The sequence below is a fragment of the Pseudomonas sp. HMSC065H01 genome, from assembly GCF_001815235.1.
GTDB classification, from domain to species: domain Bacteria; phylum Pseudomonadota; class Gammaproteobacteria; order Pseudomonadales; family Pseudomonadaceae; genus Pseudomonas; species Pseudomonas aeruginosa.
Genome location: NZ_KV819828.1, coordinates 1 through 19,500, shown reverse-complemented (window position 1 = coordinate 19,500; position 19,500 = coordinate 1). Strand labels below are relative to the sequence as shown.

Here is a 19,500-nt window from a genome sequence, read left to right as displayed (position 1 = left end):
GCGTCGTCCACCAGGATGCCGATCGCCAGGACCATGCCGAACATGGTCAGCACGTTGATCGAGAAGCCCAGGCCGAGCATCACCGTGAAGGTGCCCAGCAGGGCCACCGGCACCACCAGTGTCGGGATCAGGGTGGCGCGGAAGTTCTGCATGAACAGGTACATCACGGCGAACACCAGCAGCATCGCCTCGAGCAGGGTGCTGACCACCTTCCTGATCGAGATCTCGACGAACGCCGAGGTGTCATAGGGGATGTTGTAGCTCACGCCCTCCGGGAAGTAGCGCGACAGCTCGTCGAGGGTGGCGCGGATGCGCTTGGCGGTGGCCACCGCGTTGGAGCCGGGCGCCATCTTCACCGCCAGGCCGGTGGCGGTCATCTGGTTGACCCGCGAGACGAAGCCGTACTCGCTCTGGCCGAACTCGACGCGGGCCACGTCGCGCAGGCGGATCGCGCCGCCGTCGGCGCGGATGCGCAGCGGAATCTCGCCGAACTGCTCGGGCGTCACCAGGGTGTCGTCGACCTTCACCGTGGCGCTGATCGGCGCCGAGTCGGGGACCCCGAGGTTGCCGATGTCGCCCACGGTGAGGCGGGCGTTGTGCCGGCGCACGGCGTTGACCAGGTCGCTGGCGCTGAGGTTCATCGAGGTCAGCTTGGCCGGGTCGGGCCAGATGCGCATGGCGTACTCGGCGCCCCAGGTCTCGACCTTGCCCACGCCCTCCACCCGGCGCAGCGCCTGCAACACGTTGGACGAGGCGATCTCGCCCAGCTCCATGGCGTCGTAGCGGCCGCTGGAGGAGGTAAGGGTAACGATCAGCTGGATGCTGTCCGCCGCCTTCTCCACGTAGATGCCGTCGCGCCGCACCGATTCGGGCAGGCGCGACTCGACGATCTTCAGGCGGTTCTGCACTTCCACCGCGGCGAGGTCGGCGTTCACGCCCTGGCGGAAGGTCAGGGTCAGCGAGGCCTGGCCGGTGCTGCTGGTGGCCTTGGTGTAGAGCAGGCCGGGCGCGCCGTTCATCTCGCGCTCGATGATCGCGGTCACCGCTTCCTCGACCACCTTGGCCGAGGCGCCGGGATAGCTGGCGCTGACGTTGACCACCGGCGGCGCGATGTCCGGGTACTGGGCGACCGGCAGGAAGCGGATCGCCAGGACCCCGGCGAGCACGATCAGCAGGGAGATCACCCAGGCGAAGACCGGCCGGTCAATGAAGAAACGAGCCATTCGTAGCGTTCTCCGTCACTGGCCCGCCGGCGAGGCGGCCAGCGGTGAGGGGGCGTCGGCGCTGGCCGGCTGGCGGACCACCGCCTGGACGCTGGAGCCGGCGGCATGCTGGGCGGCGTTCTCGACGATCACACGCTCGCCGCCCTTGAGCCCGCGGCTGATGATCCAGTCGCGGCCCTGCAGGGTGTCGGCGCGGACCTCCACGTCTTCCACCACGCCCTGTGGGTTGACCACCTTGACCACGGCGGACTGGGCGGTACGGATCAGCGCGTCGCGCGGGACGGTGATCGCCTGCGGGTTCACCGCGCGCTGCAGGCGCACCTGCACGTAGCCGCCGGGCAGCAATTCGCGATGCGGATTGCGGAACAGGGCACGCATGGCGATGGTGTCGGTGCCGGGGTCGACCGCCAGGTCGGAGAACAGCAGCTCGCCGGCCAGCGGGTACTCGCTGCCGTCGGCCAGGACCAGGCGCACGGCGATGTCCTTGTCGGCGACACCCTTCACCTGGCCTTCGCGGATCGCCCGCTGCATGGCGGCGACTTCGCCGGCCGGCTGGGAGAAGTTCACGTAGATCGGATCGATCTGCTCGACGCGGGTCAGCGGTGTCGGCGAGTCCTCGCCGACCAGCGCGCCTTCGGTGACCAGCGCGCGCCGCGCGCGGCCGTCGATCGGCGCGGTGACCGTGGCGTAGCCCAGGCGCAGGCGGGCCTGCTCCAGTTCGGCCTTGGCCGAGGCGATCTGCGCCAGGGCCTGGCGCGCGTCGGTCTGCGCTTCGGTGTACTCGCGTTCGCTGATGGCGCGGTCCTTGATCAGGTCGGCGTAGCGCTTGAGCTTGTCGGCCGCCGCCGCGTGGCTGGCCTCGGCCCGGGCCAGGGCGCCGCGGCTGATGTCCAGGGCCGCCTTCAAGGGCGCAGGGTCGATCTGGAACAGCACGGTGCCGGCGCGGACGTCCTGGCCTTCCTCGTACAGGCGACGGGTGACGATGCCGGCGACGCGCGCCCGCACTTCAGCCTGGCGGTACGCTTCCAGGCGTCCGGGCAGCTCGCTGGTGATGCCGATAGGCGCCGGCCTGGCGACGATCACGCCGACCTCGGCGGGGGCCTCCGCAGTCTTCCCGGCGTCCGCTGCTTCTTCGCAGCCCAGCAGGAATAGGGCGACCAGGGCCGCCAGCAGCCCGCGCAGCGAGCCGGTCCATTGGATGTGCATGGGTGTCCCTCGATTCGTGAACTCGCGAGCTTGCCCGGGAAAGGGCACCGCAACTCACGAGCGGCGCGACAGTAGCATATAATCAATCATGAGTGATTAATTAATTGGCGTTTCTGTAACATATCCTTATGATCTGCGGCGCCTTTCCCTTGTGAGGACGTTCAGTGGCCAGGAAAACCAAAGAGGAATCCCAGAAAACCCGCGACGGCATACTCGATGCCGCCGAGCGGGTTTTCCTGGAAAAGGGCGTGGGCACCACTGCCATGGCCGACCTGGCGGACGCCGCCGGGGTTTCTCGCGGTGCGGTCTACGGCCACTACAAGAACAAGATCGAGGTCTGCCTGGCGATGTGCGACCGCGCCTTCGGCCAGATCGAGGTACCCGACGAAAACGCCAGGGTGCCGGCGCTGGATATCCTCCTGCGCGCCGGCATGGGCTTTCTCCGCCAGTGCTGCGAGCCCGGTTCGGTGCAGCGGGTGCTGGAGATCCTCTACCTCAAGTGCGAACGCAGCGACGAGAACGAGCCGCTGTTGCGCCGCCGCGAGCTGCTCGAGAAGCAGGGGCAACGCTTCGGCCTCCGGCAGATCCGCCGGGCGGTGGAGCGCGGCGAACTGCCGGCGCGGCTGGACGTCGAGCTGGCCAGCATCTATCTGCAATCGCTCTGGGACGGCATCTGCGGCACCCTGGCCTGGACCGAGCGCCTGCGCGACGATCCCTGGAACCGCGCCGAACGCATGTTCCGCGCCGGCCTCGACAGCCTGCGCAGTTCTCCCTACCTGTTGCTGGCGGACGCCTGAGGGCGTCAATCGTCCGCCATCAGGTGCCTGCGCTGGTCCTCGGCGCCGGCGACCACCAGCCGCTGGGCGTCTTCCTCGCTGATGTGCAGGCGCTTGCCGTCGATGTAGAGCACCGACAGGCGCGCCTCGGCGTCGGTACCGATGCGCAGGCTGTCGACCGGCGCGCGATGCCGGCTGCCTTCGATCTCCACGCTGCAGATGCCTTGTTCCGAATCGATTTCGATGGACATGGGAACCTCCCGTTTTCTCCGCCTACCTTGGGTGGACCCCGGGCATCCGCGCGGGTTCTGTCACGGTAGCTTCACGCCAGCGTCACGCGCCTGCCACCGCGCTTGGCTGCAATCGTCCGCAGAGAGAGGGCGAGGCCAGCGGAGGACGACGCCATGCGGCTATGCGTGATTGGTGCGGGCTATGTGGGACTGGTGACGGCGGCCTGTTTCGCCGAGATGGGCAACCAGGTGCGTTGCGTGGAGCGTGACCGCGAGCGGGTCGCGCGGCTGAGACGCGGCGAGATGCCGATCTACGAACCGGGCCTGGAAAGCATCCTGCGCGACCAGCTGGACGCCGCCCGCCTGACCTTCACCGCCAGCCTGGCGGAAGGCCTGGCCGACGCCGAAGTGGTGTTCATCGCCGTCGGCACGCCGTGCGGCGAGGACGGCTCGGCCGACCTCAGCCACGTGCTGGCGGTCGCCGAGCAACTTGGCGCGCAACTGCGCCAGGCCTGCATCGTGGTCAACAAGTCGACCGTGCCGGTGGGCACCGCCGAACGGGTCGAAGAGATCATCCGCCTGGGCCTGGCGCGCCGGCGCAAGCGCTTCCGGGTGGCGGTGGCGAGCAATCCGGAGTTCCTCAAGGAAGGCTCGGCGGTGGACGACTTCAGGCGCCCGGACCGGGTCATCATCGGCAGCGCCGAGACGCAGGCCGGGGAAACCCTGCGCCAGCTCTACGCGCCGTTCCTGCGCAATCACGAACGGGTCCTGCTGATGGGGCGCCGCGAGGCCGAGTTCAGCAAGTACGCGGCCAATGCCTTCCTCGCCACCAAGATTTCCTTCATGAACGAGATGGCCGGGCTGTGCGCCCTCACCGGCGTCGACATCGAGGACGTGCGCCGCGGCATGGGTAGCGACAAGCGCATCGGTACCCATTTCATCTACGCCGGCTGCGGCTACGGCGGCTCGTGCTTTCCCAAGGACGTCCGCGCGTTGATCCGCAGCGCCGAGCAACAGGGCTTCGACAGCCAGATACTGCGTGCGGTGGAAGCGCGCAACGCGCGGCAGAAGGAACTGCTCTTCGAGACCCTCGGCGAACTGTTCCAGGGACGCTGGCAAGGGCGCACGGTGGCGCTCTGGGGGCTGGCCTTCAAGCCGGGTACCGACGACCTGCGCGAGGCGCCGAGCCTGGTCCTGCTGGAGGCGCTGCTGCGCCACGGGGTGCGGGTCAGGGCCCATGACCCGGTGGCCAACGCCGGGGTCGCGGCACGCTATCCGGACGCGCTGGCGTGCGCCCAGTTGACGCTCCACGACTCGCCCTACGCGGCCGTCGAGGGCGCCGATGCCCTGGTGCTGGTGACCGAGTGGAAACAGTTCCGCCAGCCGGACTTCCAGAAAATCCGTGGATCCATGCGAACTCCCCTGTTGGTCGACGGTCGGAATCTCTACGCACCGGCGCGGATGGCGGAACTGGGCTTCATCTACCAGGGCATAGGACGTCCAAGGGCCGGGCATTGTAAGGCGAGCGCAGCCTGATTAGACTGCGCGCCATCCGCATACTTCGTCCATGTCGAAGGATTCTCATGATCAAGAAATGTCTTTTCCCGGCCGCCGGTTACGGCACTCGTTTCCTCCCGGCCACCAAGGCCATGCCCAAGGAAATGCTGCCGGTGGTGAACAAGCCGCTGATCCAGTACGCGGTGGAGGAGGCGCTGGAAGCCGGCCTTTCCGAGATCGGCATCGTCACCGGCCGCGGCAAGCGTTCGCTGGAAGACCACTTCGACATCAGCTACGAGCTGGAACACCAGATCCGCAACACCGACAAGGAAAAGTACCTGGTCGGCATCCGTCGGCTGATCGACGAGTGCACCTTCGCCTACACCCGCCAGGTGGAGATGAAGGGCCTCGGCCACGCCATCCTCACCGGTCGTCCGCTGATCGGCGACGAGCCGTTTGCCGTGGTCCTGGCCGACGACCTGTGCCTGAACCTCGAAGGCGACAGCGTGCTGAAGCAGATGGTCAAGCTGTACAACCAGTTCCGCTGCTCCATCGTGGCGATCCAGGAAGTGCCGCCGGAAGAGACCAACAAGTACGGCGTGATCGCCGGCGAGATGATCCGCGACGATATCTTCCGGGTGAACACCATGGTCGAGAAGCCGAAGCCGGAAGAGGCGCCGTCGAACCTGGCGATCATCGGCCGCTACATCCTGACCCCGGACATCTTCGACCTGATCGAGCAGACTGAACCGGGCAAGGGCGGCGAGATCCAGATCACCGATGCCCTGATGAAGCAGGCCCAGGACGGCTGCGTGCTGGCCTACAAGTTCAAGGGCAAGCGTTTCGACTGCGGCAGCGCCGAGGGCTACATCGAGGCGACCAACTTCTGCTACGAAAACCTCTACAAGACCGGCAAGGCTCACTGAGCCTCGCCGTTCCCGATGAAGAACGCCGCGTCCCCGATGGGGGCGCGGCGTTTTTCGTATGGGGCGAACGGCCATGGGGGTATCCGCCCTACCTGAGCTGTCGGCGGGCGTGGCGTTGTTGGCGTCAGGCGAATAACCCCGCCAGCCTGGCCTGGGTCACGCGGCGCCTCCGCGCCCGGTCAGGGAATCGGCAGCGCCTCGGAACCCGGGCCCAGCGGCTGGCCGTAGCTGAACTCCACATAGTTGCCCGCGGGATCGCGCAGGCCGCAGTAGTAGCCGACCGGATAGGGCTCGTCGCGCGGCGCCCAGACCAGGCAGCCGGCGGCCTCGGCGCGGCGCGCCAGATCGTCTACCGCGGCGCGGCTGGAGAGGGCGAAGCCGAAATGACTGTAATCGTCGCTGGCCAGGTTGCGCGGCTGGCCGCCGGGCATGATGACGAAGATGAAGCGTTGTTCCTGGCCGGGTTCGGCCATCCAGACGATCTGCGAGCCTTTGCCGGGGCGCCGGTGGATCACCCGCATGCCGCAGAAGGTTTCGTAGAAGGCGATGCAGGCGTCGAGGTCGGGGACGTGCAGCGCCAGGTGGGTGAGGGTGGGGGACATCGCGCTTACCTCCACGGACAAGCATAGCCCATCGCCTGCCAGGCCCTGCGCTGAGCCGTTTCGACAGGTTTCTGCGTCGATCCGGCGGGAGCCGACGCTGGTGAATGGGTTATGCTGGAACGCATCTGATCCAGGAGTAGGAACATGTCTTTCGATTTCGATCTGTTCGTCATCGGCGCCGGCTCAGGGGGCGTACGCGCCGCCCGCTTCGCCGCCGGCTTCGGTGCCCGTGTCGCGGTGGCGGAGAGTCGTTACCTGGGTGGCACCTGCGTCAACGTCGGCTGCGTGCCGAAGAAGCTGCTGGTCTATGGCGCGCATTTCAGCGAGGACTTCGAGCAGGCCCGGGCCTATGGCTGGAGCGCCGGCGAGGCGCAGTTCGACTGGGCGACCCTGATCGGCAACAAGAACCGCGAGATCCAGCGGCTCAACGGCATCTACCGCAACCTGCTGGTGAACAGCGGGGTGACCTTGCTCGAAGGTCACGCCCGTCTGCTCGATGCGCACAGCGTCGAGGTGGACGGCCAGCGCTTCAGCGCCAAGCACATTCTCGTTGCCACCGGTGGCTGGCCGCAGGTGCCGGACATTCCCGGCAAGGAACACGCGATCACCTCCAACGAAGCGTTCTTCCTCGAGCGCCTGCCGCGCCGCGTGCTGGTGGTCGGCGGCGGCTACATCGCCGTCGAGTTCGCCTCGATCTTCAACGGGCTCGGCGCCGAGACCACCTTGCTCTACCGTCGCGACCTGTTCCTGCGCGGCTTCGACCGCAGCGTCCGCGAGCATCTGCGCGACGAATTGGGCAAGAAGGGCCTGGACCTGCAGTTCAACAGCGACATCGCCCGTATCGACAAACAGGCCGATGGCAGCCTGGCCGCGACCCTCAAGGACGGCCGGGTGCTGGAGGCGGACTGCGTGTTCTACGCCACCGGGCGGCGGCCGATGCTGGACGACCTGGGCCTGGAAAACACAGCTGTGAAGCTGACCGACAAGGGCTTCATCGCGGTCGACGAGCACTACCAGACCAGCGAACCGTCGATACTCGCCCTCGGTGACGTGATCGGTCGCGTCCAGTTGACCCCCGTGGCGCTGGCCGAGGGTATGGCGGTGGCGCGGCGATTGTTCAAGCCGGAGGAGTATCGCCCGGTGGACTACAAGTTGATTCCCACCGCGGTGTTCAGCCTGCCCAACATCGGCACCGTCGGCCTGACCGAGGAGGAGGCGCTGAGCGCCGGGCACAAGGTGAAGATCTTCGAGAGCCGCTTCCGGCCGATGAAGCTGACCCTTACCGACGACCAGGAAAAGACCCTGATGAAGCTGGTCGTGGATGCCCACGACGACAGGGTGCTGGGCTGCCACATGGTCGGCGCCGAGGCCGGCGAGATCCTCCAGGGTATCGCGGTGGCGATGAAGGCCGGGGCGACCAAGCAGGCGTTCGACGAGACCATCGGCATCCACCCGACCGCGGCGGAAGAGTTCGTCACCCTGCGCACGCCGACGCGCTGAGCCGCGTCTGAACGAAGAAGCCGGCCCTGGGGCCGGCTTCTTTCATTTTCGCGCTCAGCGCGAGGGGGCCTCGGCCAGCGCCGCCGCTGCGTCGTCGCGGCGCCTGGCGTAGCGTTGCGCGAGCACCGCGCAGACCATCAGCTGGATCTGGTGGAACAGCATCAGCGGCAACACCATCGGTCCCACCGCACTGGTGGCGAACAGCACCTTGGCCATGGGCACGCCGGTGGCCAGGCTCTTCTTCGAACCGCAGAAGACGATGGTGATCTCGTCTTCCTTGCTGAAGCCCAGGCGTCGCGCCAGCACCGTGGTCAGCACCAGGGCCAGGGCGAGGATCACGCAGCAGGCGACGGTCAGGCCGAGCAGCGCCAGCCAGGGTACTTCGTGCCACAGGCCCTGGATCACCGCAGCGCTGAAGGCGGTGTAGACCACCAGCAGGATCGAGCCCTGGTCGACATAGCGCAGCACCGGCTTGTTGCGCTCCACCCAGGTGCCGATCCAGCGCCGCAGGACCTGGCCAGCGATGAAGGGTACCAGCAGTTGCAGGGTGATCTTGCCGATGGCGTCCAGCGCGTTGCCGGTCTCGCCTTCGGCGCCGAGCAGCAGCTTGACCAGCAGCGGGGTAAGGAATACGCCGAGCAGGCTCGACACGGAAGCGCTGCATACCGCTGCCGGCACGTTGCCGCGCGCCAGCGAGGTGAAGGCGATGGAGGATTGCACCGTGGCCGGCAGGGCGCAGAGGAACAGGATGCCGAGGTACAGCTCCGGGGTGACCATCGGCGACAGTGCCGGTTTCAGCGCCAGGCCGAGCAGCGGGAACATCACGAAGGTGCAGGCGAACACCAGCAGGTGCAGGCGCCAGTGGGTCATGCCGGCGATGATCGCCTGGCGCGACAGCTTGGCGCCGTGGAGGAAGAACAGCAGGCCGATGCCGATGTTGGTCACCCATTCGAAGACCACGGCGGTCTGGCCGCTGCAGGGCAGGAAAGTGGCGAGAAGGACGGTGGCGATCAGCGCCAGGGTGAAGTTATCCGGAAGGAAACGCGGTCGGGACATGGGCACGCTCTGCAGGATCGGGGGAACACATGGCAGTCTTCTGGCTGCCTGGCGAACCTGCACTGTAGCCATGGGCTGGGCGACCGGCTAACGCCAGAAGGCCAGCCGATGACGCCGAATGGACAGGGCGGCCGCCGCGCCGCCCCGAGGGGCTCAGACGACGCTGGCCAGCAGCGGCTCGCTGACGCTGGGACGGACCTTGCCGGCATGGGGAGAGAACTCCAGGCGGACGGCGAGCACGGTGACCAGCGAGCGCAGCTTCTCCGCGATCACGCTGGCGCGGTGCTGGCTGAGGCCGGGAAAGGTCAGCAGCAGGCGGATCTTGTGGTCCTCGCGGTCGGCGCGAACCCGCTCCGGGGTGAAGGATTGCACGGCGAACAGGTTGAGCACCCGGCACAGCAGGTCCGGATCGGCCATGCCCTCGATATGGAAGATCGACAGGGTCTCGGTATCTGCGCAGGAGGTTTCCCAGACGTTCGGGCGGATCACCTGGCGTTCTTCGCCGTCAGGGTGTTTGGCCAGGAAAAGGGGGGCGAGGGTTGACATGTGACGCTCCAGGCAGTGTTTCGACGAGAGAAATTCTCCCAGAGGCGTGCCGGATTTTTTCTTCTGTTTTTGCGTGATTTTGCGCTATATGTGCATACTTGATTCCTATATTTTTCTTTGTAGGGAATATTTATGTCCATTCCATTGGATATCTACGATCAGCGTATTCTTGCGTTGCTGCAGGAGGAATCCTCGCTTTCCACCGCCGAGATCGCCGAGCGCATCGGACTTTCCCAGTCGCCCTGCTGGCGGCGCATCCAGCGCCTGAAGGAGGAGGGGGTGATCCGCAAGCAGGTGACCCTGCTCGACCGCAAGAAGATCGGCCTGAATACCCAGGTATTCGCCCAGATCAAGCTCAACGCCCATGGGCGCAAGAACCTCACCGACTTCGCCGAGGCGATGCACCAGTTTCCCGAGGTGCTGGAGTGCCACGTACTGATGGGCGCGGTGGACTTCATGCTGCGTATCGTCACCCGCGATATCGAATCCTACGAACGCTTTTTCTTCGAGAAACTGTCGGCGGTGCCGGGCATCCAGGAAGTGAACTCCATCGTCGCCTTGTCGGAAATCAAATCCACCACTACCTTGCCCCTGCTCGCTCCCTGAGCCTTCCCGGAGAACGCCTGCCCATGACCATCAGCAAGACCAAGTCCAGCTTCTACCGCCGCCTCTACGTCGCCTACCTGATCGACAGCGGCACCGCCAGCGTGCCGGAGATCATGGCCGCCACCGGCATGCCCCGGCGTACCGCACAGGACACCATCGCCGCGCTGGAGGAACTGGACATCGTCTGCGAGTTCGAGCAGCGGGAGGGTGCGCGCAACCACCAGGGCGGCTATGTCATCCGCGACTGGGGGGCGGTACGGCGGGAGTGGGTGGTCGAGCAGCATCGGCGAATCGCGGCGGCGCTGGAGTATCCGGCGGAATGAGCCACGCGCTGGCGGCCACAGGCATATAAAAGAAGGAGGGGCTCAAACTGCCTCCCCTCCCGAGCATGCGTTCTTCAGATGCCGCGCTGTTCCAGGGTGGCCTGGCGGGCGCGCTGGGCCAGCTCCTCGGCGGGCTGGACGCTGCTGCCGGCGGTAGGCGGCGGTGCCGGCATATGCGGCTTGAGGTAGGCCGCCAGGCTGACGCCGCAGTAGACCAGCAGGGCCATGGCGATCAGCGCCTTGTATGGGTCGATGTCGGATCGGCGCTTGCAGACCATACAGATATGCCCTTCGCTGGCTGGGCGTTCGCCACAGTTGCGACAGCGGATCATGCCTTCCTCCCGCCGGATTTTCCCGCCTGCCAGAACGCCAGCGAGGCTTCCTCGCGGGCCTGCTCGGCGCTCAGGCCGATATCCTTCAGTTCCGCCGCTTCCAGGTCCAGCAGCGCGCGCCGGGTCAGCTGGCGTTGCCGGGCCAGGCGATAGCCGCGACGCAGGGCCTGCGCCAGGTTGTCCATCGCGGCGAGTGGGAAGGGGCCATCGAGGCGTTGGCGGCGCTCGGATTTCGCACTGAGTCGCGTCATGCTGCGTACTCCATATTGATCGGCTGGACGACGGAGATAGAATGGCCATCGCGCGCTGTTCCGTACAGGTCCAGAAAAGGTGGGTTGACTGCATACAGATCAAGCGCTCCCCGGCCTGAATGGTGGATTTCGCCACCATCTGTACCGGTCCCGCTTTCGCTCACCCTGGAGTCCCGCTCATGACCCTTTATCTGCAACTCGCCGAGACCCTCGGTTCGCGCATCGAACAGGGCCTCTACCGTCCGGGCGACCGGCTGCCCTCGGTGCGGGCCATGAGCATCGAGCACGGCGTCAGCCTGAGCACCGTGCAACAGGCATACAGGCTGCTGGAAGATCGCGGGCTGGCCGAGCCGCGGCCGAAGTCCGGCTATTTCGTACCGGTCGCGCGACAGATGCCGCCGCTGCCGGCGATCGCCCGCCTGGCCCAGCGGCCGGTGGAAATCTCGCAATGGGAGCAGGTGCTGGCCCTGGTCAGCACGGTACCGCGGCCGGACGTGGTCCAGCTCGGCCGCGGCATGCCGGACATCTCCAGCCCTTCGCTGAAACCGCTGACCCGCAGCCTGGCCCGGCTCAACCGCCACGCCGACGCCCGTGCGCTGGCCTACGACGGGATCCACGGCTCGCCGTTGCTGCGCGAGGAAGTCGCCCGCCTGTTGGTGGACTCCGGCTGTCGGGCCACCGCCAGCGACGTGGTGATCACCACCGGCTGCCACGAGGCCCTGTCGGTGAGCATCCGCGCGGTGTGCGAACCGGGCGACATCGTCGCGGTGGAGTCGCCGAGCTTCCATGGCGCCATGCAATCGCTGAAAGGCCTCGGCATGAAGGCCCTGGAGATCCCCACCGATCCGGTCAACGGCATCAGCCTGGAAGCCCTCGAACTGGCGCTGGAACAGTGGCCGATCAAGGCCATCCAGGTGACCCCGAACTGCAACAACCCGCTCGGCTACATCATGCCCGAGTCGCGCAAGCGGGCGCTGCTGGCCCTGGCCCAGCGCTACGACGTGGCGATCATCGAGGACGATGTCTATGGCGACCTGGCCTACACCTATCCGCGCCCGCGCACCATCAAGTCGTACGACGACGATGGCCGGGTGCTGCTCTGCGGGTCGTTCTCCAAGGTCCTGGCGCCGGGCCTGCGGATCGGCTGGATGGTACCCGGGCGCTACGCCGACCGCGTGCTGCACATGAAGTACATCAGTACCGGCGCCAGCGCCCTGCAACCGCAACTGGCGATCGCCGAATTCATCGGCAACGGCCACTACGAGCCGCACTTGCGGCGCATGCGCGCCCAGTACCAGCGCGGACGCGACCTGATGATCGACTGGGTGGCGCGCTATTTCCCGGAGGGCACCCGCGCCAGCCGGCCCCAGGGCGGTTTCCTGCTCTGGGTCGAACTGGACGAGGCGTTCGACACCCTGCGCCTGGACAAGGCCTTGCGCAACCGCGGCGTACAAGTCGCGGTGGGCTGCATCTTTTCCGCTTCCGGCAAGTATCGGAACTGCCTGCGGATGAACTACGCGGCGTTGCCGACCCCGGCCATCGAGCAGGCGGTCAGGCGAGTAGGGGAGAGCGCTTGCGAGCTGCTGGAGCCTTGCGAGGCCTGAGCGACAGTCGTGCTTTCGACGCAGTCGACGATTGCGCAAATAGCAAATGCTAATCATTCGCATTGTTTGCTAGAGTTGCCTGACGCATGCATCCGCCGGCTCCACTGGGCGCCGGTCACCAGGAGACCATCGTCATGTCGCAACCCGCCTATCGTCTGTTCAATGTCGAACTCAAGCGCCGTGAGCAACTCAGCCCGGCGCTGACCCGCTTCGTCTTCGGCGGTCCGGAGGTCGCCGAGATGAAGACCCTTGCCGCCGACCAGCGGATCAAGATCTTCTTCCCCGATGCCAGCGGCCAGCCGCCCAGCCTGCCCGGCGGCAGCGAGTGGTACCAGGCCTATCGCAGCGTCGAGCCGGCCCGCCGGCCGCCGATGCGTACCTACACCATCCGTGCGCTGCGCGCCGAGCAGGAAGAGGTCGACGTGGAGTTCGTCCTCCACGGCGAAAACGGCCCGGCCTCGGCCTGGGCGACCCACGCGCGGATCGGCGACCGCCTGCAACTGGCCGCGCCCAACCGGCAATACGGCGATGACCCCGGCGGCTACGAATGGAAACCGCCGGCTGGCGTCCGCCATATCCTGCTGATCGCCGACGAAACCGCCTTGCCCGCGGTGGCGGGAATTCTCGAGGAGCTGGCCGGCGAAACCGAGCCGCCGGTGGTCGAGGCCTTTCTCGAAGTGCCGGGAGAAGCCGACATCCTCGACCTGCCGGCGATTCCCGCTGCGCGCCTGCACTGGCTGCCGCGCCACCAGGCCGGTATCCATTCGCGCAACGGCGAGCGGATGATCGAGGCGGCGCGCCAGGCGCGGCTGCCGGAACGCGAGGTGGCGGGTGGTGCGGCCCAGGAACTGGAGGACATCGATATCGACGAGGAGATCCTCTGGGAACTGGCGAGCCCCGAGAGCGGCAGTTTCTACGCCTGGGTCGCCGGCGAGTCGGCGGCGGTGATGGCGATCCGGCGCTACCTGGTGCAGGAGCGCGGTATCGACAAGCGTCATCTGACCCTGATGGGCTATTGGCGCCTGGGCAAGGTGTTCGACTGATGGGCCGCTTCGTCGGGAAACAGGCGGACGGCTACGAGACGCGGATCGGCCGCCTGTTGCCGGGCTACGAGTTGCTGCACCTGCTCAGTCGCGCGCAGTTGCTGGCCCGTCTGCCGGAACGGGCGCGCCTGCTCAGCGTCGGCTGCGGCGCCGGCGGCGAGCTGGCGGAGCTGGCCGGGTTGCGTCCAGGCTGGCGTTTCGTCGCGGCGGACCTGTCGGCCGACATGCTCGCCCTGGCCCGCCAGCGCTGCGCCAGGCTCGGCCTGCTGGAGCGGATCGAGCTGCACTGCGGCGACGTCGCCGGGCTACCGCCTGCGCCGCCTTGCGATGCGGCGCTGGTTCTGCTGGTGCTGCATTTCCTGCGCGGCGACCAGGCCAAGCGGCGCTTTCTCGAGGCGGTCGCCGAGCGTCTGGCGCCAGCGGCGCCGTTGCTGCTGGCCAACCTGATGGAAGCCCGGGACGCCTTCGAACGTCCGGTGCAGGCCGAGGCCTGCCGCTTGGCCGGGCTTTCCCCGGAGGACAGCGACGGCATGCTGCAACGCTTGCGCGAGGATTTCGATCCGTTGTCCGAGCAGCGCCTCGGCGAACTGCTGGAAGACACCGGCTTCGTCCTGCCCAGCCGCTATTTCCAGGCCGTGGGCTACCAGGCCTGGATCGCCTTCCGCGCCGGCTGAGGATGCCTCAGGCGAGGCGCGCCTGCGGCGTGATCTGGCGTGGGTCGGTCAGCAGCTCCAGCAGCGCCGGGCGTCCGCTTTCGCGGGCGCGGCGGAACGCGGCGGGGAAGTCGGCGCTGCATTCCACTCGTTCGGCGTGGGCGCCGAAGGCTCGCGCCAGGGCGACGAAGTCGGGGTTGTCCAGGCGGGTGGCGGATACCCGCCCGGGATATTCGCGCTCCTGATGCATGCGGATGGTGCCGAGCATGCCGTTGTTGACCACGATCACCACCGGCGTCGCGCCGAACTGCGCGGCGGTCGCCAGCTCCTGCGGATACATCATGAAACAGCCGTCGCCGGCGAAGCACACCACGCTGCGCTGCGGATCGCGCAGGCTGGCGGCGATCGCGGCGGGCAGGCCGTAGCCCATGGCGCCGTTGGTCGGCGCCAACTGCGTGCGGGCCTGGCGATAGCGGTAGAAGCGATGCACCCAGACGGCATAGTTGCCGGCACCGTTGGCGATCACCGCGTCGTCCGGCAGGTTTTCGCTGAGGTACGCGACCACGGACGCCAGGTCGACGCCCTGGACGGCGGGGTCGCTCGCGGCCGGGGTCGAGTAGGCCAGGTAATCGGCATGGGCGGCTTCGCGCCAGTCCTGCCAGGTGCTCGAGGGCAACGGCGCGAGGTCGGCCAGGGCCTCGGCGAAGGCACACGGGGTGGCCTGGATCGGCAATCGCGCCAGGTAGACGCGGTTCAGTTCCGCGCTGTCCGGATGCACGTGGATCAGCGTCTGCGCGGGGGCCGGACTACGCACCAGGCTGTAGCCAGCGCTCGGCGTTTCGCCCAGGCGCGCCCCGACCACCAGCAGCAGGTCGGCCTGGCGCAGCCGCTCCAATAGCGCCGGCGCCGCGCCGAAGCCCAGTTGTCCGGCGTAGTGCGGGTCACGGTTGTCGAACAGGTCCTGGCGACGGAACGAGGTGGCCACCGGCAGGCCATTGGCCTCGACGAAGGCGCCTAGCCGTTTCCTGGCGGCACTGTCCCAGCCGCTGCCGCCAAGTACCAGCAGGGGGCGCCTGGCGTTCGCCAGCAGTTCGCGCAGTTCCGCCATCGCCGTGGCGCCCGGCCGCCCCGGAAGCACCCTTGGCTCCGGCGCATCGGCGACCTGCGCGAAACCGAAGAGGATTTCCTCGGGCAGGGCGACCACGACCGGGCCCGGTCGGCCCGAGGTGGCGACGCTGAAGGCGCGGCCGACGATCTCCGGGATGCGTTCGATACGGTCGATTTCCACGGCCCACTTGGCCAGGCCCGAGAACATCTGCACGTAGTCGACTTCCTGGAACGCCTCGCGGCCCTTGAAGGCGCTTTCCACCTGGCCGACGAACAGGATCATCGGCGTCGAGTCCTGCTGCGCCGTGTGCACGCCATTCGCCGCATGGGTGGCACCGGGGCCGCGGGTGACGAAGCAGATGCCTGGTCGGCCGGTCAGCTTGCCGTAGGCATCGGCCATGTTCGAGGCGGCACCCTCGTGGCGGGTGACGATGGTGCGGATGCCGTTGGCGTCGTGCAGCGCATCGAGCACCGGCAGGTAGCTTTCCCCGGGGATGCAGTAGACGGTATCGACGGCATTGCGCCGCAATGCCTCTACCAGGATCTGCCCGCCGTTGCGCTGGGGAAGGGAGTCGGACATGAGGGCCTCGCTGCGCACGTTGTGGTTGCCCCGATATTCGGCCCAAAGCGCGCCAGCGCCAAGCGACCTTTCTTCGCGAGTTCATTCCCGTGGCGCATGAACCCTCGTTTTTCGTTGCGGAGGAGGCCCCTTTCAGCGCTTCATCTGGACGAGAAGGGGACTGGAGCGTCATCGCAACGGGTCTCCTCTAGGCGGATCGGAGAGCGCGGTTTTCCGCTCGTTTCTCCATCTTCTCCTCAATTATGTCTATGTAACTATTTCCTCTAGCAAAAAGGATTGTTCTTACATTATTTATAAATTTTCTTTGTTAGTTTTTCCTCGAGCAGTGCTGTTTGGCGGCTTCCTGAGGGGAAGATTTTTGCTGGGGCGCTGAGATAGAGGACGAGTTTTTGTTTGGTCGTCGGTAAGTTTCGGCTTTTTGTCTTTTAGTCCGATGGGCAAGGGTACCAATGAGCAGGGAGGTTTTTAGGGTGAAATTTTTATCCGGTTTCTGGGAGCGCCGTCGTGCGAATGGCACTCCTCTAGTGTGTATCGAAGAGCGTGGCAGTGGTGCAGGCGAATTCTCGTCGGTGTCCCGTAGAGTTGAAACTGCTCCTGACGTACGTAGCGTTGCGTCTGCAGATTCGGAACAGTGGATACATTCCCAGGAGTACGAGCTTTCTTTCTGGAAGGATAAATGGCCCTATCGCCATCTGTCTGTCGAAGAACTACAAGAGGCCCGGCATAAGGATGCAATGTGGTTTCTTGGGAAGATGGGGTTCACGTACGGCTCCTCGCATTATCGCTACGAAGGTTTTGAAGGTAAGGTTTTGGAAGTAGGTAGTGGGCCGATCGGCTTTTTCGAGAAGGTCGAAGGCGTGACAGTGACTGCCCAGGACTCATTGATGGGGCTGTATGCAGAGAATCTTCCATTCTCGATTCTCGGGGAAAGAGGTTCTTCTTGTTATATAAGGGATGGTGTTGCCGATATAGAGAGTGCGTTCGATTTCGTCGTTTGCTCAAATGTGCTTGACCATACGGCCGACTGGATCCAGTTCCTGGTTGACTGTGTGGGCAGGTTGAGGACGGGCGGTGAGCTACTGTTGGTGACTGACTCTCGCGGAGTTCCAGCAATCGGGCATACACAGATATTCAGCCATGATCAACTGGTTCGTGTCTTGGAGTTGCTGGGAGCAAAGCAGTTCAAGGTGAAAGCCGTCGAGCGGGAGGATGGCGTTCACTGTGACTATCGTCATTATTTTCGGGTGATTTTCTAAAGTGCTCCCCGTCAATTGCTTTGCCTGGGCGGGCGCCAGGTTTACGCGTGTTTATCCAGGCTAGATAGAAGGGAGATGGTTGCTATCAGGTACTGCATCGATAGTAGCCTGGCTGTCAGCCGGATAGCGGCTGCTCCGGAGCATCTGGTGGGCCATATAGCCGCCCGCCGCGAGTTTGTATGAACCCTGCAAGGGGCTGCATGCAGAGGTCATGCCGTCAGCGACTGACATCGATCAAATCAGCCACCACTTGAACAGGAAGAAGAACGCCATGCCCAGCAACATGCTCGCCAGGGTATTGCGGGTATAGAGCACCAGCGCCACGGTGACTGCGCCGCTGACCAGGTAGGGATTGTCGTAGCCGAGGTCGATGCGGCCCTCGGGCATGAACACGATGGGGCCGCAGATCGCCGTGAGCATTCCCGGCACGGCGAAACCGAGGAACTGCCGCAGGTTGCTGCCGAGACGGATCGGCAGGCGCGGTTCGAGGAACAGGTAGCGGTTGAGGAAGACGATCGCGCCCATCCCGAAGATCACTGCCCAGACCATGGCGCCTCCCGATACAGCTTGTTGCAGATGAAACCGGCGGCCATCCCGGCGAGACCGGCGAGGACCAGCGCCGAACTCCATTGCCAGTGGCTGAACAGCACCGAGCAGAACAGCGAGGTGGCCACGCAGACCAGTGTCGGTACGTTGCGCACCAGCGGCGCGACCAGCGCGATGAAGGTGGCGGCGATGGAGAAATCCAGGCCCAGGTGTTCGAGACCGGGAATGCTGCGGCCAAGCAGGATGCCGGCGAGGGTGAACAGGTTCCAGGCGATATAGAAGGTCAGGCCGACGCCGAGGGCGTACCAGCGGTTGAAGTTGCGCCGGTCGTGCTGGCTGGCGAGGGCGAAGAACTCGTCGGTGAGCAGGAAGCCCAGGCCGATCCGCCAGCGTCCCGGCAGAGGCGACAGGACCGGCCGCAAGCTCATGCCGTAGAGCAGGTGCTGCGAGGTCAGGAGGAGGGTGGTGAAGATGATCGAAAAGAACCCGGCACCGCCCTTGAGCATGCCGATCGCCACCAACTGGGCGGCGCCGGCGAAGACGATGGCGGACAGGCCCTGGCCCTCGGCCGGGGTGAGGTTGGCTTCGATGGCCATCGATCCCGCCAGCAGCCCCCAGGGCGCGACGGCCAGGGACAATGGGAGGATGGCGACGGCGCCGCGGAGAAAGGCTTGGCGGGGCAGGTCGTGGGCAGTCATGGGGGCATGGCGGTGGTGAACGTCGGTCCAGCATGCCAGCAGGCGCATCGGGCTGGCTTGAACGATCTTGCTCTTCGTATCCGTTATCCACGCAGGCGAAAGCGGCCGGTGTCCTTCCTTATATAAGGAGGACGGGCAGGGCAGGCGGCGGACGAGCAAGGGCCGCTCGAGGGCGCTGCGAAGAATCGAGGGAGAGAAGAACCGGAGCGGAGCTAACGCGGATGCTGACCGATCTTGTGGCCGCGGAACTTGGCGCCGAGGGACGGCTGGTAGGACATGGAACACCCGGTTTATTGCTGTTGTAGGGTTGGCACAGCTTAGCCTTGTTCAATTTTTCGTACAACGGAGCCTGTAAAATATCTGCTGCACCAGGTTGAACACCTTGCCTGGCCTGGCTTTGGCCGCTTTCTTGATGCTCTGGAAGGCCCTGTCTACGGCTATTTCGCCGTCCGCGAGGGCGACGAGAGGGCTATTGACAACAAATTGGCTTTCCGATTGACTCTGGCTCCAGCCCCCGCATGATTGAAATTTTTAACAAAAAAGGTGTTGCATCATGTCGGTACCCCTGCGTGCCGTTCAGCTCACTGAGCCGAGCCTGTTCCTTCAGGAACATCCCGAGGTCCAGTTCGTCGACCTTCTGATTTCAGACATGAATGGCGTGGTTCGCGGCAAGCGAATCGAACGCAACAGTCTGCCCAAAGTCTTCGAAAAAGGTATCAACCTTCCCGCTTCCCTGTTCGCCCTCGATATCACCGGCTCCACCGTAGAGAGTACCGGCCTGGGTCTCGACATCGGCGACGCCGACCGGATCTGCTACCCGATCCCCGGCACCCTCTCCATGGAACCCTGGCAGAAGCGCCCGACCGCGCAACTGCTGATGACCATGCATGAGCTGGAAGGTGATCCCTTCTTCGCCGACCCCCGCGAAGTCCTGCGCCA

General features: G+C 65.7%; 20 protein-coding genes and 2 pseudogenes. 11 read left to right on the top strand and 11 right to left on the bottom strand.

Annotated features, from left to right (window positions below):
- Positions 1-1,223 (bottom strand): annotated as a pseudogene (gene mexY, locus HMPREF3014_RS01060) (multidrug efflux RND transporter permease subunit MexY); the annotation flags it as partial.
- A gap of 15 nt (positions 1,224-1,238) precedes the next feature.
- Positions 1,239-2,429, bottom strand: a complete 1,191-nt coding sequence (gene mexX / locus HMPREF3014_RS01055) for a multidrug efflux RND transporter periplasmic adaptor subunit MexX (protein ID WP_003118551.1) — start codon at positions 2,427-2,429, stop codon at positions 1,239-1,241.
- Between the two features lie 164 nt (positions 2,430-2,593).
- Here mexX and amrR point away from each other — a divergent pair, with 164 nt between their 5' ends.
- A complete protein-coding gene (gene amrR, locus HMPREF3014_RS01050; RefSeq protein WP_003088626.1) occupies positions 2,594-3,226 on the top strand; it encodes an efflux pump transcriptional repressor MexZ in 633 nt (210 codons plus the stop codon).
- Positions 3,227-3,231: 5 nt separating this feature from the next.
- Here amrR and HMPREF3014_RS01045 read toward each other — a convergent pair whose 3' ends face one another.
- A complete protein-coding gene (locus tag HMPREF3014_RS01045; RefSeq protein WP_003088627.1) occupies positions 3,232-3,456 on the bottom strand; it encodes a DUF3203 family protein in 225 nt (74 codons plus the stop codon).
- Positions 3,457-3,609: 153 nt separating this feature from the next.
- Here HMPREF3014_RS01045 and HMPREF3014_RS01040 point away from each other — a divergent pair, with 153 nt between their 5' ends.
- Positions 3,610-4,971, top strand: a complete 1,362-nt coding sequence (locus HMPREF3014_RS01040; RefSeq protein WP_016253509.1) for a UDP-glucose 6-dehydrogenase — start codon at positions 3,610-3,612, stop codon at positions 4,969-4,971.
- A 47-nt stretch (positions 4,972-5,018) separates the two neighbouring features.
- Positions 5,019-5,858, top strand: coding sequence for a UTP--glucose-1-phosphate uridylyltransferase GalU (gene galU, locus HMPREF3014_RS01035; protein ID WP_003088639.1), 840 nt, complete (start codon positions 5,019-5,021; stop codon positions 5,856-5,858).
- A gap of 179 nt (positions 5,859-6,037) precedes the next feature.
- Here galU and HMPREF3014_RS01030 read toward each other — a convergent pair whose 3' ends face one another.
- Positions 6,038-6,460, bottom strand: coding sequence for a VOC family protein (locus HMPREF3014_RS01030; protein WP_003100368.1), 423 nt, complete (start codon positions 6,458-6,460; stop codon positions 6,038-6,040).
- Positions 6,461-6,604: 144 nt separating this feature from the next.
- On the opposite strand from HMPREF3014_RS01030, the gene gorA reads away from it, so the two are divergent.
- On the top strand, positions 6,605-7,960 hold the full coding sequence (gene gorA, locus HMPREF3014_RS01025) for a glutathione-disulfide reductase (RefSeq protein WP_003100366.1): 1,356 nt from the start codon (positions 6,605-6,607) through the stop codon (positions 7,958-7,960).
- A 54-nt stretch (positions 7,961-8,014) separates the two neighbouring features.
- Here the strand turns inward: gorA and HMPREF3014_RS01020 are convergent, their stop codons facing one another.
- Positions 8,015-9,016 (bottom strand): bile acid:sodium symporter family protein, encoded by a 1,002-nt coding sequence (locus HMPREF3014_RS01020; protein ID WP_003121709.1) that lies wholly within the window; start codon positions 9,014-9,016, stop codon positions 8,015-8,017.
- A gap of 153 nt (positions 9,017-9,169) precedes the next feature.
- Positions 9,170-9,562 carry a hypothetical protein gene (locus tag HMPREF3014_RS01015; protein ID WP_003088646.1) on the bottom strand — a complete coding sequence of 131 codons (393 nt, stop codon included), beginning with the start codon at positions 9,560-9,562 and terminating at the stop codon, positions 9,170-9,172.
- A 132-nt stretch (positions 9,563-9,694) separates the two neighbouring features.
- Between HMPREF3014_RS01015 and HMPREF3014_RS01010 the strand changes: the two genes are divergently transcribed.
- Together HMPREF3014_RS01010 and HMPREF3014_RS01005 are read left to right on the top strand one after the other, a co-directional pair.
- The gene (locus HMPREF3014_RS01010) at positions 9,695-10,168 is read left to right on the top strand and encodes an Lrp/AsnC family transcriptional regulator (RefSeq protein WP_003100361.1); all 474 of its coding nucleotides are present in this window, start codon (positions 9,695-9,697) and stop codon (positions 10,166-10,168) included.
- 23 nt (positions 10,169-10,191) lie between these two features.
- The gene (locus HMPREF3014_RS01005) at positions 10,192-10,491 is read left to right on the top strand and encodes a winged helix-turn-helix domain-containing protein (protein WP_003118549.1); all 300 of its coding nucleotides are present in this window, start codon (positions 10,192-10,194) and stop codon (positions 10,489-10,491) included.
- A gap of 74 nt (positions 10,492-10,565) precedes the next feature.
- Here the strand turns inward: HMPREF3014_RS01005 and HMPREF3014_RS01000 are convergent, their stop codons facing one another.
- Positions 10,566-10,823, bottom strand: a complete 258-nt coding sequence (locus HMPREF3014_RS01000; RefSeq protein WP_003100357.1) for a hypothetical protein — start codon at positions 10,821-10,823, stop codon at positions 10,566-10,568.
- Positions 10,820-11,074, bottom strand: a complete 255-nt coding sequence (locus HMPREF3014_RS00995) for a DUF1127 domain-containing protein (protein WP_003100355.1) — start codon at positions 11,072-11,074, stop codon at positions 10,820-10,822. The genes HMPREF3014_RS01000 and HMPREF3014_RS00995 overlap by 4 nt, the downstream gene beginning before the upstream one ends.
- A 179-nt stretch (positions 11,075-11,253) precedes the next feature.
- Between HMPREF3014_RS00995 and HMPREF3014_RS00990 the strand changes: the two genes are divergently transcribed.
- From HMPREF3014_RS00990 to HMPREF3014_RS00980, 3 genes are all read left to right on the top strand, one after another.
- Entirely contained in the window at positions 11,254-12,678 is a 1,425-nt protein-coding gene (locus tag HMPREF3014_RS00990) for an aminotransferase-like domain-containing protein (protein ID WP_003100354.1), read from the top strand.
- A gap of 134 nt (positions 12,679-12,812) precedes the next feature.
- Complete coding sequence (locus tag HMPREF3014_RS00985; protein ID WP_003100352.1) at positions 12,813-13,721, top strand: siderophore-interacting protein; 909 nt, start codon at positions 12,813-12,815, stop codon at positions 13,719-13,721.
- Positions 13,721-14,395, top strand: a complete 675-nt coding sequence (locus HMPREF3014_RS00980) for a class I SAM-dependent methyltransferase (RefSeq protein WP_003100350.1) — start codon at positions 13,721-13,723, stop codon at positions 14,393-14,395. Before HMPREF3014_RS00985 ends, HMPREF3014_RS00980 begins: the two co-directional genes overlap by 1 nt.
- A gap of 7 nt (positions 14,396-14,402) precedes the next feature.
- On the opposite strand, the gene HMPREF3014_RS00975 is transcribed toward HMPREF3014_RS00980, so the two are convergent.
- Positions 14,403-16,061: a thiamine pyrophosphate-binding protein gene (locus tag HMPREF3014_RS00975; protein ID WP_003120199.1), complete on the bottom strand. Its 1,659-nt coding sequence runs from the start codon at positions 16,059-16,061 to the stop codon at positions 14,403-14,405.
- Between the two features lie 734 nt (positions 16,062-16,795).
- Here HMPREF3014_RS00975 and HMPREF3014_RS00970 point away from each other — a divergent pair.
- The gene (locus HMPREF3014_RS00970) at positions 16,796-17,317 is read left to right on the top strand and encodes a class I SAM-dependent methyltransferase (protein WP_030047361.1); all 522 of its coding nucleotides are present in this window, start codon (positions 16,796-16,798) and stop codon (positions 17,315-17,317) included.
- Between the two features lie 234 nt (positions 17,318-17,551).
- Here the strand turns inward: HMPREF3014_RS00970 and HMPREF3014_RS00965 are convergent, their stop codons facing one another.
- A complete protein-coding gene (locus HMPREF3014_RS00965) occupies positions 17,552-17,866 on the bottom strand; it encodes an AzlD domain-containing protein (protein WP_003088669.1) in 315 nt (104 codons plus the stop codon).
- Positions 17,851-18,561 (bottom strand): AzlC family ABC transporter permease, encoded by a 711-nt coding sequence (locus tag HMPREF3014_RS00960; RefSeq protein ID WP_003162262.1) that lies wholly within the window; start codon positions 18,559-18,561, stop codon positions 17,851-17,853. The genes HMPREF3014_RS00965 and HMPREF3014_RS00960 overlap by 16 nt, the downstream gene beginning before the upstream one ends.
- A 553-nt stretch (positions 18,562-19,114) precedes the next feature.
- Here HMPREF3014_RS00960 and HMPREF3014_RS00955 point away from each other — a divergent pair.
- Positions 19,115-19,500, top strand: a pseudogene (locus HMPREF3014_RS00955) (glutamine synthetase); the annotation flags it as partial.